A 15,764-nucleotide genomic window follows, 5' to 3' on the forward strand; every position below is an offset into this window, starting at 1 on the left:
ACAATTAAACATGACTTCAAAGAGTCAAACTTGACTCCATTTCTATTCTCGAAATGAGGCATTGTTTCTTCAATCTTGACTTCTCCCACTCAAATTTTGTCCTATTTTTGACCATCTTTTGACCAACTTCTGTCCATAAAAAGAGGCCTTGTTTCTTGAATCCAGGCTCATGGGGTCACCTAAAGAATGATTCCAGCATTCTTTTTGGGGGCATATCACTTTTGACAGATCGGACACACGTAACATGTTGAACCAAGGATATTTGACTTCTCGATAGTCGTTCCGCACTCAGGGCACGGCTTGCCAATCATTCGTTTGTCTAATATTATCTTATACTTACCGGGCTTATCGTATAAATCGACCTCGGAATCGCGTCCGCCGAGTTTTAACGCGTCTTTAAGTGTCTGTTTGATGATGGAATGCAGGTTCTTGCGTTCATCCTCGGCAATGTCGCGCGCCTTGCGTTTGGGGTGGATTTTTGCTTTGAAGAGTATGTCCTGCAGGTAGCCGTTGCCGATGCCGGAGAGCGCCTCGCCTTGTCGTATGAGTATGAATTTTATAGGCTTAGAAGCGTACTTGTCAAGATAGTTCGAGAAGACCTGAAAGGTAAAGGCCTTGTCGTCCACGAGAGAAACCTCCTCCTTGCCAAGCCATCGGTGAGCGATAAGTTTTTCGGTAGTAAGAACTTGGCACCACCCCCACGCAATTATGCGGTAGGAGAGAGCGGTCGAATCCGTAAAATCGATACGGACGTTCCACTTGTCCGGAATCGTAGCTATGTTTTTGTGAAAAAGCAGCTTGCCTGAAGTCTCAAGGCCAAATATGAGATTGAGATCATTGCCGAGATCAACGTATATTCCTTTGCCTTGCGAATGGATAGATTTGAAAGTTCTGCCCTCCAGCGTTGACGTAAACTCTTTAGGTTGTAAGTTTATCATCTTCATCCGGAGCTGGCTTGCGGATTCCTTCTCGTCTATTATCGCATGTTTGATCTTCTTGCCCTTCAACTCCTTATCCATTTGGTTTGCGATATTCAGAGCTTCTGGTAACTCGAAAGCCATTATAAAATCCTCCTTTAAGTCTTTACAGAAAGATTGCAGACAAAAAACCCAATATTTTTTCCTTTGATTATAAATTTCCTCGAAGAATGGTCGCAATATCCTGAGCAGTTTTGAATCTGTAGTTGCTTATTTCGACGCATTCACCCAGTTTTTCTCTTACAAGCTTGAAATATTTATGAATGCCTAACTCTTTGATGATTTCCGAGCATCCGATGCAGAATCCCTTCCATGCATCATCTCCGAAGAAGCCGTTAGAGCATGGAAAGTCCTCGCACTGCCAGCAGCCCTCGATTCCTTTAGCCACGCAGCATGAGCGTTGGTAGCAGTCTTTTGCGCCGCCTCGGTTACGGCATCCGGAACACCCTTCCCTGTCAACAGTCGCGTGCACGCAAGTTCCGCAGCATATCCCGCAGTATCCGACTGTAATGGTGTTCATTTTCCAAACTCGTCAAGGCGCGCCGCTAGATCTTTCTCAAGCAGGTAGTGGTAGCTCAGAAGGTTTCCGTTGTATACAATCGAAAAAACCCCGTAGGCAGAAGGTGAAAGCGTTTGCACGTCTTTTGATGTTGCAAGTTCGACGGCACGCGCTTCTATATTTCTCTCCTTTGCGGTCTTAAGAGCTATGCCGGTCGCATCCTCCGTATACGGGCACTGTCTAGTTCTGAGAATCGTCAAACCCTTCGGATAACGCTTGAGCCTTGCCTCCCAGTCTGCAGGAAATGAGGGTGCGGGGGAGGGTGGGGAGGGTGTAAATCTTTTAACCAAAAGATCGAAAACTGCAGGCGCCTTATCAACAATCTCGAATCCGTGATTTATGAAAATCTTTTTGCCCGGCAGCCAGTTTGCGTCGCTTGCAATAACAGTAACGCCTTTCTTGCCTGCTTCCTCGGCATCTTTGATGCAGGCTTTCAGGAGCCTGGCTCCGTATCCCTTTTTCTTATGCTTTCCCACAACCCAGATGCAGTGGATGAGCATGTATCCGGGAGCATCCACCACCCTCCAGCCGTGTTCAGCAGGTGTATACTCGATGAAGCCGCGTGATACAAGGTCTTTCTTGCCCTCATCCACCATCAGGAGCTTAATTTTCAGACCTTCTTTGGATCTTTCCCTGAACCAGCCGACCTTCTCCTTGTATCCTTTTTCTTTCGCCTTTGATTTCTGGCAGAAAAGATCGTATTGCCCGAGATTGTCAGCAGTCACATCCACTATTTCATAGTCAGGCATCCTGCTTATCCCATTTCTTCAGAAATTCCTTTGCTTTTTTCCGTGTTTTCGGGCTATCGCCAGCGAGCGCTTGCCGGACAAAACGAAGTATTCCTTCTTTATCCTTTGCACCTTCGAAATAAGAATCAAATGAATCTATGGCTCCTGCCTTCAAAAGATACTTGTGTTTTTGAGAAGTCTTATCTATATCAAGTAGTTTCTCTGTTATTCTGGGCTCCAGCTCCGGTCTTGCATGGATTATCCTTGCGGAGAGCGCTGCCACGTGCCCGGCGACTACGATGCTGTCCTCAAGAAGCGCATAGAATCTGGGAAATATCTCATCAAAACGTTTGTCCTTGTCGGCAGATAGAAGATTGACGATGAGATAAACCGCAATGTATTTATGATAGGTATTCTCACTATCAAGCAATTCAGAAAACAGATTCCATTTATGGTAGAGCCTTTCGGCATCCATTTCGGATAACATCATAAGAGTATTGAAGCTGTTTGAACGGATAACATCCTTTTTTGATAAGATTCCTTCGAGAAGTTCGTCGACAAATCTGTTGTCATACAACGCTTTCTGAGCGAGCTTTTTTATATCCGCTTTTTTGTTTTCAAGATCAGGAGTAAGACTCATTTTCACTCTCCTTGAGACTGAGGATAGCTACTCTACTTGAATTGTCAAGCGCCTCATACCGATCCTTGACAAGAGGACTGATGCAAGGTATGATAGCATAAAACGGCTAAGGAGGAATCTATGCAGGATTCAGATATAAGAATTGTCCGGCTGGGACCCATGCGGGTCGCTTATGCAAAAGGATTCGGAACGAGTCCGGAGGCGGAAGCGTGGAATAAACTTCTTTCGTGGGCTAAAGAAAAAGGAATGCTTGACGATACGGAAGACTTTCGTCTGTTCGGATTCAACAATCCGGAACCGACACCGGACAAACCGGAATATGGTTACGAGCAGTGGATTACCGTCGAAGTCGATGTGGAGCCCGGTGGAGACGTGCAAATCAAGGATTTCCCGGGAGGGCAGTATGCTGTTCTTCGTACAAAACTGAGTTCAATCACTGACTCATGGAAAAGTATGGCGGAATGGATAAAGAACAGCGAGTATGACTTCGGTCCATATCAATACCTCGAGGAATGCCTTGGTGTTACGGGCTTTGAAGGGGGAGGACCCGATCTCGAAACCGAGTTCGACATCTACATGCCGATCAAGGAAAAATAAGGGATGTCAAGGTTAACGCTTCTTTCGTGGAACGTCAACGGAATCCGGGCAGCCGAGCGTAAGGGGTTTCTTGACTGGTTCAAGAAGACTCAACCCGACATTCTTGGCATTCAGGAGACCAAGGCGCAGGCCGGGCAGATAAAAGACGAACTTCTCTCACCCCATGGTTATATCACATACTGGTCGAGCGCCGAACGCAAGGGCTATGCGGGCACAGCGGTTTTCACGAAGCGAATCCCTGATAGAGTCGAATATGACCTCGGTATCGAACGCTTCGCGGGCGAGGGACGCTTGATAATACTGCATTATCCCGAGTTCGTTCTGTTCAACGTCTACATTCCTAACGGCGGCGCCGAAAACCATCGTGTACCCTTCAAGCTTGAATACTCTGACCGAATGCTTGAGGTTGCGGAGGGGTTTCGCAAAGAGGGGAGAGGGGTAGTGATATGCGGCGACCTGAACACCTGCCACAAGGAGATTGATATCGCGAGGCCGAAGGATAACGTCAATCATACCGGCTTCATGCCCATCGAACGGGAGTGGATGGACAAGTTCGTCTCCTTTGGCTACGTCGACACGTTCAGGCATTTCTATCCTGACAGACGCGACGCATACACATGGTGGGACCCGCGCTTCCATGCCCGAGACCGCAACGTGGGCTGGAGGCTCGACTACTTCTTTATTTCCAATGAACTTATATCGAATCTCAAATCCGCGTCCATCCTTTCGGACGTGCAAGGCTCCGATCACTGCCCGGTAGGAATTGAGCTCGATGTTTGATTTACTTAAGGGATTTCGTCTAATCGCAGGATGAACAACCAGATACTCGTTGCCCTTCTTTTATCCGCGCTCTCAGGTCTCGCCACGACAATCGGCAGCATTATCGGTATTTTTGTTCGAAAACCCGGTCCCCGTTTTCTCACGTTTACCCTTGGTTTCTCGGCAGGCGTGATGATACTTGTCTCATTCGTCGAGCTTCTTCCGAAAGGAATAAACAATCTCGGAATGTTCTGGGGTTTAGCCGCGTTCTTTTCCGGAATGGGTCTTATGTTTGTTTTGGACGTTCTCGTACCCCACTCCTACATGGCTGAACAACCGAATAAAGGAGAGAGAGAAAAATCGAGGCTAATGCGTACTGGGCTTCTTGTAGCGTTCGGTATAGGCATCCACAATCTGCCCGAAGGGCTGGCGGCGTTCGCCGGCGCATTGCAAAATCTCAGGCTTGGCGTATCGATAGCGGTCGCAGTGGCAATCCACAACATTCCTGAAGGCCTTGCCGTCTCAGCGCCCGTCTATGCCGCCACCGGCTCAAGATCTAAAGCCTTCTGGTGGTCATTCCTTTCAGGCGTTGCCGAACCCGCTGGGGCTGCTCTTGCCGCTCTCATTCTCCTGCCATTTCTCAATGAGAAGGTGCTGGGCGCTGTTTTGTCTGCCGTAGCAGGGATTATGGTTTTCATCTCGGTTGACGAATTAATACCTGCTTCAAAGAAGTATGGGTACGATCATCTCGCAATAACAGGAATCATCGTCGGAATGCTGATAATGGCATTCTCATTGCTTTTACTGCAGAAAGTTTAACATATTCATATCTGACAAATATGCTCATTCCCTCTAAGAAGGACTTGACAAGCTATAAACAATATATATACTGTCTCATAAATTACATTTTTTGAAGCAGACTGAGAAGTGGGCCGAGCGTAAAAAATAAACAAGCTTAAGATTTTAAAGACATAATAGGTGGTGTACTGTGAATATTACGCTCGAAAACATCCATATGATATTGAGGGAACTTATTGACGGAACGCCTGGCGTAACATTAGGAATGCTTCTGGGTGAGGAGGGACTTCCGCTATATCTTTACCCGGCATCTGAGGTGTCAGCAAACCAGATTGACAAAGCCGCGATTTCTGCTCTGAACCTTTTGAGTACTGCCGAGAAAACTTCCACATACCTTGATTTACATGGATTAAAAGGCGTGCTCGTGAGAACTGAAAACGGGTATGTATATGGAATAAGGGTAAAAGGCATTAAAGAAAGTACCTTCGTAGCAAAGACGGACTTGAGCATCTCATTAGGCGCCTTGTTTATGGCGGTGCACGAAACATGCAATAAGCTTACAATGGCTATGGCTAATATAAGTCCTTCAACAAATTTCAACCAAAATATCATTTTTGGTAAAGCGTTAAGGTAGATTAAAACAACAAGGAATCGATTGTCATATATTCTTCTTGGGCAATCGAGTGTTCTTTTGAAAACTTGGAGTTGTTTACAAGCGGACTACCCTGCACGTATTGTTGCAAGCGGGTTTGAGTGAAAAGGACTCCAATGCGTAATGTAATCTGATTATTCTCAAGACTCGATATCAGACATTTTACCTATTGACTAGGTTTAATTCCGTATTATTATTATTATCATGGTTAAGTAATCGTTGAACAGGAGAGTTTAAGATGTTTTCTGATGTTTCAGAGGGTTTTACGCATGACAAGCACCATGGTTAAAACGGATGATAAGGGTTTGAAATCGGGAGTTGCTATCTCAGAAAAGCCCTGTATCTTACTTGTAGATGATGAAGAGATTTTTGCAAAAACAATGTCCCTTTTCCTTTCGAAGCGCGGTTTTGAAGTGGAGGTCGCCTCTACCGCTCCACAAGCTCTTTCCATATTATCTTCAAAAGATTTCAACCTGCTTGTAACAGATCTAAACATGCCTGGAATGGATGGGGTGGAGCTAATCAGAAAAGTCAGGGAGATTAAACCGCATCAGAAGATTCTTGTCTTTACCGGATTTCCATCTCGTGAGTCGCAAGAAGAGGCCTATCGCCTTGGCGCAATAAACTATATCGTTAAGCCTTTTACTTCTGAACGTTTTCTTGAACTTTTGCGCAAAGCCTTAACTGTTAACAACGAAGGCCTTCTGGGTCCGGTAGAGTTAACCTTTGAGGATCTTGTCCAGGTATACGCTCAACAACAAAAATCATTGCTAATCGAGATTCAGAAGGGCGATGAGAAAGGATATATATATTTCAAGAAGGGCCGCATCGTCCATGCAGAGACAAAAAACAATATCGGCGCAGAGGCTTTCTACGAGATTCAATCGTGGAAAGCCGGCAGATTCAAAGCGGATAACTACGATTCAGAAATAAAACAAACTATAAACACAACTGTCGACGCCTTGCTTCTTGAAGGTGCAAGGATCGAGGATGAAAAAGCAAAGTCAGTCGCTAAACCCTCTCCGGCAAAAAAAACGAGAGACTTAAGTAAGGAGGATAGGGCTGACGCAAACAAGCCGCAAAGGAGGCAGTCTATGCCCTCTATGATAGAAGAAATAAACTCGGCCTTGAAGGATCTGGCTGACAACACTCCCGGCCTTAGTCTTTCGCTTCTCGTCGATAACGAAGGCCTACCCGTTGCAAGATATACCTCTATTCAGATGCAGGAAGGAGCTGCAGAAAGGGTAGCCGTAGCATCCTTAGCGTTATTGGGATTGGCCCGCCGCAATACTGACCAGCTAGGTCTTCAGGGATTTCAGGAAGTGCTTATTAAAGCTGATACAGGCTACATATACTCTGTTTCAGTCGGAGGTTCAGCAGGTTATGTTCTTGTGGCTCGAACCGATCAATCAGTAACCCTTGGCGCTTTGTTTATGACTGTTCGTACGGCTCGTGAACGAATCAACAAAGCAATGGGTATAACACTTTAATCGCCTTGGAACAGGAGGCCTAAATGACATCATCTCTTGATCCTTTAACAGAGTTGCTGGCCAATACATTATTCGATGGCGCCTACAGGGCTACGGGTTATATTTTAGGGCCGCAACAACTTAAAGCGTTTGTTCGCTCGTTTGCAGAAGTCGCTTTTGAACATATGCTTACAAAGACATCCAAAACAGTTCAGGGTAAAGACGCAGTGTCCGCAGCTTCAGCCTGGGCTAGTGTGGAGACCGAACTTGGATTATATAAGTCTGATCACACTGAGATTTCTGCTACTGCTGAAGGTTTTGAGGCAACATATACTGACTGCAATTATGCCGAAGCTTGTGGTTCTGTTCTTGCAGATCTCATCTCTCAGGGCGTCATGGACAAAGAAGAGTTGCCGTGCATGCGATGCAGTCTTTCTGTTGCTGCTGTTCAGAAGGTAACTCGAGCAAAATCCAAGTATAAAATGATTCAGCACGCACCAGGTTTTCGCTGCCGCTGCAGCGTGGTTACAATATAATTACCTAAGGAGAAATCATGGCTCAGCCAAATGCAGCAATATTAGAATCCTATCTAAAGACTTTCATGATTGACGCAGAACACTCTCGCATCAGAATAGGAAATCATGAAGTTGCCTTTCATTGCGATAAATTCAATACCCGAATTATAAAAGGTCTTGAAGACGTTATAGGCGTGGCAGACTCCTACAAGCTTCTTGTTGCGTCCGCAGAAAAAGCCACGCTTCAGATGTTTTCTGATTTTCTGGTTTCTGAGATTAAACCCCAATTCGATGCACTCTCACCCGAAGACAAGTTTACCACACTTGTTGAGATAGGGAAACTTCTTGGTTACGGAGCGCTTAATGCATCCCGAATAAGCGATAAAGGAGGGGAGTTTTCTTCGCCATCTTCATATCTGGCTGAAGGATGGTTGGAAAACCAAACTCGCTGGAATTGGAAGCAGCGCACTGATCCTGTATGTTATGACATGTGCGGTTTTATAGCCGGAGTTCTCTCTATTGTTTATGGAAAACCTGCTGGAACCTATAAAGTTACTGAGATGGAATGCCGTTCAAAGGGAGACTCCGTATGCAATTTTAAGGCGGAGGTAAAGTAAAATGCCTATTAATGCAGATCAGATTAGAGAAGCCGTTGCCGGTCTCGGGCTTGTTGGCGATAAGGAAACCGGAATCCTTCGCAGATTCGGAGTGATTCTTGCAAACAATTCGGTCGATTTTCTCGTAGGCAGAGAGATAGATTTCATCGATTTTCTTGGCCCCAAGGCTTTGAATCTTGCCGAAAAAGTTTTAATAGATGCAGCCCAATGGTGCGCCAATGCCACTTTTGGTGGTATAATGGCCTCCCAAGAGTGGAAAGGCCTTATTGAACCCGAGATAAAGTCCGTTCATGACAGGTTTGCCGGTCTTGTTGCAATAACGAATTGTCTGGGCTGGGGCAAGATATCAGAATTCAAGGTTGACGAAGCAAACGAGAAAGTCGAATTCACCGTGGATCATTCGTATTACGTAGACGCCTGGAAAAAGCGCTTCGGCAAATCCGATAGGCCAATATGCTATATGTGGACCGGCGTTGCAGGAGGTTATGCCGACTTGCTTTTCAAAGGCGAAGTCCACAGCCATGCAGGGACCGAAACAGAATGTGCGGCTGTAAAAGGGTCTCTCTGCAAATTCATTGGTGAACCTCATTCAAAGAAGTTCGATTTAAGATAGGGTGAACATAAAACGTCTGCGAAGTTTCTTCCCTGCGCTTTCAGACGGAAAAAAAATATACTTTGATAATGCGGCGACCTCGTTGACACCTAAACCGGTAATCGACGAGGTCGTCAGTTATTACGAGAAATTCGGGGTCAATGCGGGGAGGGGCGCCTACAGGCTTGCCTTTGAACTCAGTATGAAACTTGAAGAAGCCCGCGAAAACGTGGCTTCATTCATAAATGCCTCACCGGAAGAAATTGTCTTTACTTTTAATACCACCGATTCCATTAATAAGCTTGCCCTGTCGCTTGACTTAAAACCAGAAGACCGTGTTTTGATTACTCAAATAGAGCATCATTCGAATCTTCTCCCGTGGAAATTATTGGAAAAGAATAAAGAAGTCAAGGTTGACGTATTGCCTGTTAATGAAGAGGGGGGAATCGATATTGATCTCCTTGATAAATACTTGAAGAATAAATCGAAGATGTTTGCATTCACGGCTGCATCAAACGTACTCGGAACAATACTGAAGGCGAAAGAAATGTCTGATTTAGCTCATACCAATGGAGCACTCGTATTAATTGATGCAGCCCAAATAGTTGGTCACAGAAAATTCGATGCAAGGGAAGTAGGTTGTGATTTCGCGGCTTTCTCTGCCCACAAGATGTGTGGTCCTCCTGGCGTCGGAGTGCTTTATATAAAAAAAGGCGCTGAAAAGCATCTCTCGCCCGCTTTTCTTGGCGGAGGAACTGTCAAGGAAATTTCTGGAAATCAATTTTTTCTAAGGGAACATCCTTATGATTTTGAGCCAGGAACACTTAATATACCTGGCATACTCGGTTTTAATCAGGCAGTCAAGTTTGTTGAAAACATAGGCTTGGATAACATTGAAAGAAAGATTCAAAATCTTTACCGGTTTATTATTAACGAGCTATCATCGAACAAGAATATTCTCTTGTACAACAACACTCTGGAAGAAAATGTAGGAATAGTCTCCTTTAATATTAAAGGCGTTTCGCCGCACCAGGCTGCCGTTGCATACGATAATCTTGGCAATATCATGCTTCGTTCAGGATTTCATTGTGCAATCCCTTTCGTACAAGCCATAGGAGCTAAAGAAGGAACCATACGCGCCTCCGTAGCCTTCTACAATACCATAGAAGAAGCAGAGCGTTTTATTGAAATTACTTCCGAGGTCATCTCCGCAATTAAATGAAGAAGATCATTACAATTGAAGGTCGCCAAACTACTTACTACAGCACCAATCTTTGCAGTTACGGAGAAAAAGGTGACTATGAACTATTTCCATCCGAAGAACAGAAATTGGACATGATAAAGCTAAAAGACAGACTCTTGCTTTTTACATCTGTAAAGGGAAGCAACCTGGCTGTTCAATTTATCTATGCCGATACCAAAGTAACTATCTATGAGGAGGGTAGGTTACTTCTGCTGGGAGTTACACCCGATACGCATGAACAGGCATTCAAAATATTGCTGAGGATTCTAAACCTTTCTGACAAATGAAAAATCATCCATACTGCACCTTATCTTGGGTTATCAGTAATTATACCTATTGACGCTCACTTCAAATGAATCATCATTAACGCGTTACAGGAGGAACTGCTATGAGTATAATCAAAACCCTGCCGCGCAGGAAAAGCCGTCGAAAGAGAGAGAGTCTTTGCGACTTTCTCAGTGAACTATATGAAGACATTATTCCGGCACGAGAAGATACCCCAGCAATCAGTAGGCGCAAGCATAAAAATGTTCAAAGTAATATACCTTCGGGTCATTTCTTCCCTCCGAATTCATCCGCTAAGGCACTCACGCTTTTGATTAAGAATTCATGTATTTAATCTGAATAATACTCGTTAAAATACTTCGTTCATTTTGCATTCTGTTTAATCAATAAAATTCAGTAAGATAAAGAGAAGGGATGTGTTATTGACAGTCATTATTCCACAGCTATAATGTATATCAACTAGGTTAAAATGATTGAAGTCTATCTAAAATTCCTTGGGTACTTGAATACAATTTTATTTTTAAGAAAGGATTAGTATGGACGGTAAGAAAAATATACTAATCGTAGATGATGAGATTGATTTTGCGAAAAACCTAGAAACATTATTGTCAACAAGAGGTTTTGATTGTAAAGCGGTTTTCAGCAGCGAACAGGCTATCGAAACTACTGCAAGAAAGAAGTTTCAGCTTGTAATTGTGGATTTGAATATGCCTGAAATGGACGGCATACAATTGATCAGAAAAATAAAAGCGGTTAATCCCAAGCAGCAAATCTTGATAATAACCGGGTTCCCTTCCCATGACTCTCAAGCTGAGGCATTCGAACTCGGGGTTCAAAATTATTTAGTTAAACCCTTTTCAACCAATGAATTTCTTGAAACAGCATCTAAGTTACTTGATTATACTGAAGATGATAAGTCAATGGTTCTTTCCGGACCTGTTGTGCTTAATTATGAAAACTTGATACAGATGTATGCAAGGGAGGGGAAAAGTATGATTCTCGAAATCAGACACAAGGGAGATATTGGTCGGATATATTTTGAAAAAGGGAAAGTATGCCATGCTGAAACCAAGAAATTTCAAGGTGAACAAGCTTTTTTTGAAATTCAAAATTGGAACGCGGGCTTGTTTGAAACCAAGTCTTTGGACTTTTCTTTCCCGAAAACAATTAATAAAAGCTTGGAATCATTACTTCTCAAGACCGTAAAATCAGCCGATTCAGAAAAGATTATCGAACAAAAAACAAAAAAAACTCCAACTCAAAGGAGGAACCAAATGGCGAATTTGGACGAAATCCTGGCCGAATTCAGATCCGAAGTCGCTGAATTCGTATCGACAGATATCGTAGAGATAGCATCAGGCTTGTCTATCGGAGGAGGCTCGATATATCCTGATTTTGACGCAACCGTAGCTTCCGCCGCTTATGCTGATGTCGTAAAAGCAAATGAAAGGGCTATCTTTGCACTTGGCGGTAAAGATGCTTTAGGTTCAACCGAAGACATACTGATTACTACGGAGAAAGCCTATATACTTATTGTTGTTTACCCTGGAAACAAATTCTATCACGGTCTGGCGATTACCAGAAAAGGTAACCTTGGTATGGCAAGAGTAATAATGAAGAAGTATGTACCTAGAATCCTTGAGGTAATTCCCAAGTAGCGCTTGCTTTATAAATGCTTATAATACAAAAACCCCAATAATGATTGGGGTTTTCCATCAGAAGGGTGGGTGAGGGGATTTGAACCCCCAACAACTTGAGCCACAGTCAAGCACTCTGCCATTGAGCTACACCCACCATTGATGAGGCATTTTATCCGAATCCCTCAGGGTGTCAACACCCAAACGATTAAAAAATACCTGCAATCGTAAACACTTGACCTTTCTTCTTTATCTAATATACTTTCTGCAAACCTTAAATATAGGAGATCACAATGAATAAAAAGATGTTTCTGGGATTCTTGACAGCGGTGTCTCTGCTGTTTCTTAATTGCGGCTTGTCGCCTAAAAAACAACAAGAAGAAACAGTCGTGGAAACCGGCAAAGGCAAGATTTTTGCTAATCAAGTCAAGGATGCTATAGAAAATGCGGGGCCATTCAAAGTCAGCACCAAGGTGTTAAAAAGAGGCGATGAATATGACGTCAGGGTTGAACTGAAGACTGCATCCAGAACCGATGAGGATTGGAATTCAATGTCCTCTGAAGAGCAATACGGCTACTTCATGGGTGTCTGCGCAGGAGCTACCGGTATTCTTGCCGCTCAATCAATTGATGATTTTGATTTTGCGGATCTGCTGATAGATTATAAAGGAGAAACCTGGTCAATTCCGATCAACTACTGCTCCTACCTCGCTTCAGCGAGCATGTCCGGCACAATGAGCGACGAAGATATCGGCACCAAGCTTTTGGATAAATTGGAGAAAGTAAAATAGACACAAGCTCTTAACTAAGCTGAAAGACCTTTTCAAACAATGCCTGTTGATTTATTCGCTTGACAAGCATTAACATCGCTCATATTCTTAATAATGGATTCATCAGAGGCGCTTCGTGAAATAGAAAAACTTAGAGAGCAAATTAATCACCACAATTACTGTTATTACGTTCTTGCTAAACCTGAGATCTCGGACGCAGAGTTTGATCTTCTCCTGAGAAGATTGTCCGACCTTGAAAACAAATATCCTGAATTAATAACACCCGATTCACCTACTCAACGTGTCGGCGGCCAGCCGCTCGAAGGCTTCAAGCAAATCACTCACGAAAAACAGATGATGAGCCTTGACAATACATACTCAGAGGATGACTTATCAGATTTTGACAGAAAGGTGCGTCAGTCGGCCGGAAGTCAGATTTATCTCGTGCAGCAAAAAATCGACGGTGTTGCAGTAAGCCTTAGGTATGAAGACGGTGTCTTCGTAAGAGGATTAACGCGAGGCGACGGCAGAACGGGCGATGAAATCACGGAAAACCTCAAAACAATCCATTCGATACCGCTAAGGCTCATTAACAATAATTTTTCTAAAGGGGTTTTGATTGTCAGGGGAGAGGTTTATATGCCAAAGGAGGAGTTTGCGCGAATTAACAAGGAGAGAGAAGAAGAAGGACTGGAAACGTTCGCGAATCCCCGCAACTCGACAGCGGGAAGCTTAAAACTGCTTGACCCTCGTGAAGTAGCTAAAAGAAGACTCGCTTTCATGGCGCATTCGCCGTTAATGCCTGATGGTTGGCAGGGTAACTCGCTTTATGAACTTCTTGAAGAAGTAAGAGATTCAGGTATACCGATAATTCCGAAAATGTGCAGATGCAGCGACATTACAGAAGTCCTTTCATATATTCGCAACTGGGAAAAGGAGCGTTTTGATGTTCCCTATGCGGTTGACGGTGTCGTTGTAAAGGTCGATTCGTTTACCGCACAAAATGAGTTGGGAGCCACGGCGAAAGCTCCCCGCTGGGCCGTTGCCTACAAATACCAACCCGAACAGGTAATAACTAAACTGCTTGACATCCAGTTGAATGTCAGCCGCACAGGTTCAGTTAATCCAGTAGCAATATTAGAACCAATCCTCATTTCAGGGACTACAGTATCCAGAGCTGGACTATTCAACGAGTCAGAGATCCGGCGCAAAGGTTTAATGATAGGGGATTGGGTGCTGGTTGAAAAAGCGGGCGAGATAATTCCCCAGGTGATCAGGTCCCTGCCTGAAAGAAGAAACGGTACTGAACGTGAGTTCGTAATGCCCGATGAATGTCCTGTCTGCGGCTCCAGTCTGGAGCATTATGAAGGGGAAGTAACCTGGCGATGCATAAATCGTGACTGTCCGGCAATTCTCAAGGCGTCTCTCGCTTTATATGCTTCAAGGGGAGCTATGGATATTGAAGGCATGGGATATATGCTTATCGTTCAACTTGTAGAGAAAGGGCTCGTTAAAAGCATAGCCGACATATATGAACTGGATGCGGATAAGCTATTGACTCTTGAAAGAATGGGCAAGAAATCCAGCGAGAATTTACTCGAAGCGATTACGGAGAGCAAGAAAAGAGATCTTTCAAGGTTGCTTTACGGACTCGGAATACGCTTTGTGGGCGCAAAAGGTGCGCAAGATCTGGCAAAACATTTCCCGAATATCTCCGAACTGATCAACGCCGATTACGAGGAATTGAGTTCGATTTCAGGAATTGGGCCTGTTACAGCCAAAAGTGTTTGTGATTTTTTTTCCAACTCCAAAAATCTCGATCTCATAAAACGTCTTGCAAAAGCAGGTGTCAATATGTCATCCGAAAGGATGGGAATAATATCGAATACGCTTAAAGGTCTGAGTTTCGTCTTTACAGGCACTCTTGATGGAATGACAAGAGAAGCGGCAGCCCAAGAGGTTATAAAACGGGGCGGAAAGGTATCATCCTCGGTGTCGAAAAATACATCCTATGTCGTAACGGGTAAAGACCCAGGTTCGAAGTATGAAAAGGCCCTAAAGCTCGGAATCAAGGTTGTTTCCGAAGAGGAATTCATAAATATTCTTGAACAAAATCAAAACTGAGAAATCAGATGAGCATTCCAATCTATGTTTTTAATTTTCTTCAGTTAACTATATTTTTTCGAACGCTGCTCGGGTGTGTTGAGAAGTGAGTTCCACAAACTCTGAAGACTTGTACATAATCGCTCGCGAGAATATGGTCAAGACCCAATTGCTGAAAAGGGACATCGCTGATAAACGCGTACTTGAAGCTTTCCGGAAAGTCCCCAGGCATTTGTTTGTTCCTGTTGATAACCGGTCAAATGCCTACGAAGACTGCCCGCTTCCCATTGGATTCGGTCAAACAATCTCGCAACCTTTAATGGTTGCCTTAATGACTCAATTGCTTCATCTTAAGGGGAATGAGAAAGTGCTTGAGATTGGCACGGGATCAGGATATCAAGCCGCCATTTTAGCTGAACTTTGCCGCGATGTATACACCATCGAATGTATTAAAGAGCTTAGCGATCTTGCCAGTGATATCCTCTTTTCTCTTGAATATAAGAATATTCACGTTAAAACAGGCGATGGATATTCAGGATGGCCCGAGGAAGCTCCTTTTGACGCTATAATCATCACCTGTGCGCCGGAATATGTCCCCCCTCCTCTTTTCGAACAACTTAAGATAGGGGGGAGGCTTATTGTTCCGCTTGGCCCCCAGCACAAGATTCAATCGCTGACTATTTTTTTAAAAGACGAGTCCGGAATCTCCGAAAAATACGAAGGAGGGTGTTTTTTTGTTCCCATGAAGGGAATGGTTGAGAATAACTAACATCTTTGATTAACTCCAGATTGACTTTTATAAAGACTTGCGTATTATTCGAAA

At 44.0% G+C, this 15,764-nt stretch carries 18 protein-coding genes and 1 tRNA gene; 14 read left to right on the plus strand and 5 right to left on the minus strand.

Annotation, left to right across the window (positions count from 1 at the left end; genetic code table 11):
- Positions 1-215: 215 nt before the first annotated feature.
- The 4 genes from GX441_10995 to GX441_11010 form a co-directional block, all read right to left on the minus strand.
- Positions 216-1,061, minus strand: a complete 846-nt coding sequence (locus GX441_10995) for a hypothetical protein (protein ID NLI99169.1) — start codon at positions 1,059-1,061, stop codon at positions 216-218.
- 67 nt (positions 1,062-1,128) lie between these two features.
- The gene (locus GX441_11000) at positions 1,129-1,497 is read right to left on the minus strand and encodes a DUF3795 domain-containing protein (protein ID NLI99170.1); all 369 of its coding nucleotides are present in this window, start codon (positions 1,495-1,497) and stop codon (positions 1,129-1,131) included.
- Positions 1,494-2,285, minus strand: a complete 792-nt coding sequence (locus tag GX441_11005) for a GNAT family N-acetyltransferase (protein ID NLI99171.1) — start codon at positions 2,283-2,285, stop codon at positions 1,494-1,496. Before GX441_11005 ends, GX441_11000 begins: the two co-directional genes overlap by 4 nt.
- Positions 2,278-2,904 (minus strand): hypothetical protein, encoded by a 627-nt coding sequence (locus GX441_11010; protein NLI99172.1) that lies wholly within the window; start codon positions 2,902-2,904, stop codon positions 2,278-2,280. The genes GX441_11005 and GX441_11010 overlap by 8 nt, the downstream gene beginning before the upstream one ends.
- A gap of 120 nt (positions 2,905-3,024) precedes the next feature.
- Here GX441_11010 and GX441_11015 point away from each other — a divergent pair, with 120 nt between their 5' ends.
- From GX441_11015 to GX441_11065, 11 genes are all read left to right on the plus strand, one after another.
- Entirely contained in the window at positions 3,025-3,501 is a 477-nt protein-coding gene (locus GX441_11015; protein NLI99173.1) for a GyrI-like domain-containing protein, read from the plus strand.
- Positions 3,502-3,504: 3 nt separating this feature from the next.
- The gene (gene xth / locus GX441_11020) at positions 3,505-4,281 is read left to right on the plus strand and encodes an exodeoxyribonuclease III (protein NLI99174.1); all 777 of its coding nucleotides are present in this window, start codon (positions 3,505-3,507) and stop codon (positions 4,279-4,281) included.
- Between the two features lie 30 nt (positions 4,282-4,311).
- Positions 4,312-5,079, plus strand: coding sequence for a zinc transporter ZupT (gene zupT, locus GX441_11025; protein ID NLI99175.1), 768 nt, complete (start codon positions 4,312-4,314; stop codon positions 5,077-5,079).
- A gap of 169 nt (positions 5,080-5,248) precedes the next feature.
- On the plus strand, positions 5,249-5,692 hold the full coding sequence (locus tag GX441_11030) for a hypothetical protein (GenBank protein NLI99176.1): 444 nt from the start codon (positions 5,249-5,251) through the stop codon (positions 5,690-5,692).
- Positions 5,693-5,991: 299 nt separating this feature from the next.
- Positions 5,992-7,200 (plus strand): response regulator, encoded by a 1,209-nt coding sequence (locus GX441_11035; GenBank protein NLI99177.1) that lies wholly within the window; start codon positions 5,992-5,994, stop codon positions 7,198-7,200.
- Positions 7,201-7,223: 23 nt separating this feature from the next.
- A complete protein-coding gene (locus tag GX441_11040) occupies positions 7,224-7,715 on the plus strand; it encodes a hypothetical protein (GenBank protein ID NLI99178.1) in 492 nt (163 codons plus the stop codon).
- Between the two features lie 17 nt (positions 7,716-7,732).
- A complete protein-coding gene (locus GX441_11045) occupies positions 7,733-8,311 on the plus strand; it encodes a hypothetical protein (protein ID NLI99179.1) in 579 nt (192 codons plus the stop codon).
- 1 nt (position 8,312) lies between these two features.
- Entirely contained in the window at positions 8,313-8,924 is a 612-nt protein-coding gene (locus GX441_11050; protein ID NLI99180.1) for a hypothetical protein, read from the plus strand.
- Position 8,925: 1 nt separating this feature from the next.
- Positions 8,926-10,125: a cysteine desulfurase gene (locus GX441_11055; GenBank protein ID NLI99181.1), complete on the plus strand. Its 1,200-nt coding sequence runs from the start codon at positions 8,926-8,928 to the stop codon at positions 10,123-10,125.
- On the plus strand, positions 10,122-10,433 hold the full coding sequence (locus tag GX441_11060) for a hypothetical protein (GenBank protein NLI99182.1): 312 nt from the start codon (positions 10,122-10,124) through the stop codon (positions 10,431-10,433). Before GX441_11055 ends, GX441_11060 begins: the two co-directional genes overlap by 4 nt.
- 534 nt (positions 10,434-10,967) lie before the next feature.
- Positions 10,968-12,089, plus strand: coding sequence for a response regulator (locus tag GX441_11065; protein ID NLI99183.1), 1,122 nt, complete (start codon positions 10,968-10,970; stop codon positions 12,087-12,089).
- Between the two features lie 64 nt (positions 12,090-12,153).
- On the opposite strand, the gene GX441_11070 is transcribed toward GX441_11065, so the two are convergent.
- Positions 12,154-12,225 (minus strand) — tRNA-His (locus GX441_11070).
- A gap of 136 nt (positions 12,226-12,361) precedes the next feature.
- Here GX441_11070 and GX441_11075 point away from each other — a divergent pair.
- The 3 genes from GX441_11075 to GX441_11085 all read left to right on the plus strand — a co-directional run bounded on the left by GX441_11075 (position 12,362) and on the right by GX441_11085 (position 15,710).
- Positions 12,362-12,859 carry a hypothetical protein gene (locus tag GX441_11075; protein ID NLI99184.1) on the plus strand — a complete coding sequence of 166 codons (498 nt, stop codon included), beginning with the start codon at positions 12,362-12,364 and terminating at the stop codon, positions 12,857-12,859.
- 93 nt (positions 12,860-12,952) lie between these two features.
- Positions 12,953-14,962, plus strand: coding sequence for an NAD-dependent DNA ligase LigA (gene ligA / locus GX441_11080; protein NLI99185.1), 2,010 nt, complete (start codon positions 12,953-12,955; stop codon positions 14,960-14,962).
- A gap of 133 nt (positions 14,963-15,095) precedes the next feature.
- Positions 15,096-15,710 (plus strand): protein-L-isoaspartate(D-aspartate) O-methyltransferase, encoded by a 615-nt coding sequence (locus GX441_11085; GenBank protein ID NLI99186.1) that lies wholly within the window; start codon positions 15,096-15,098, stop codon positions 15,708-15,710.
- The last annotated feature ends 54 nt before the right edge of the window (positions 15,711-15,764 follow it).

Source organism: bacterium (assembly GCA_012517375.1).
Classification (GTDB): Bacteria; Hydrothermota; Tepidihabitantia; order B3-TA06; family B3-TA06; genus JAAYVC01.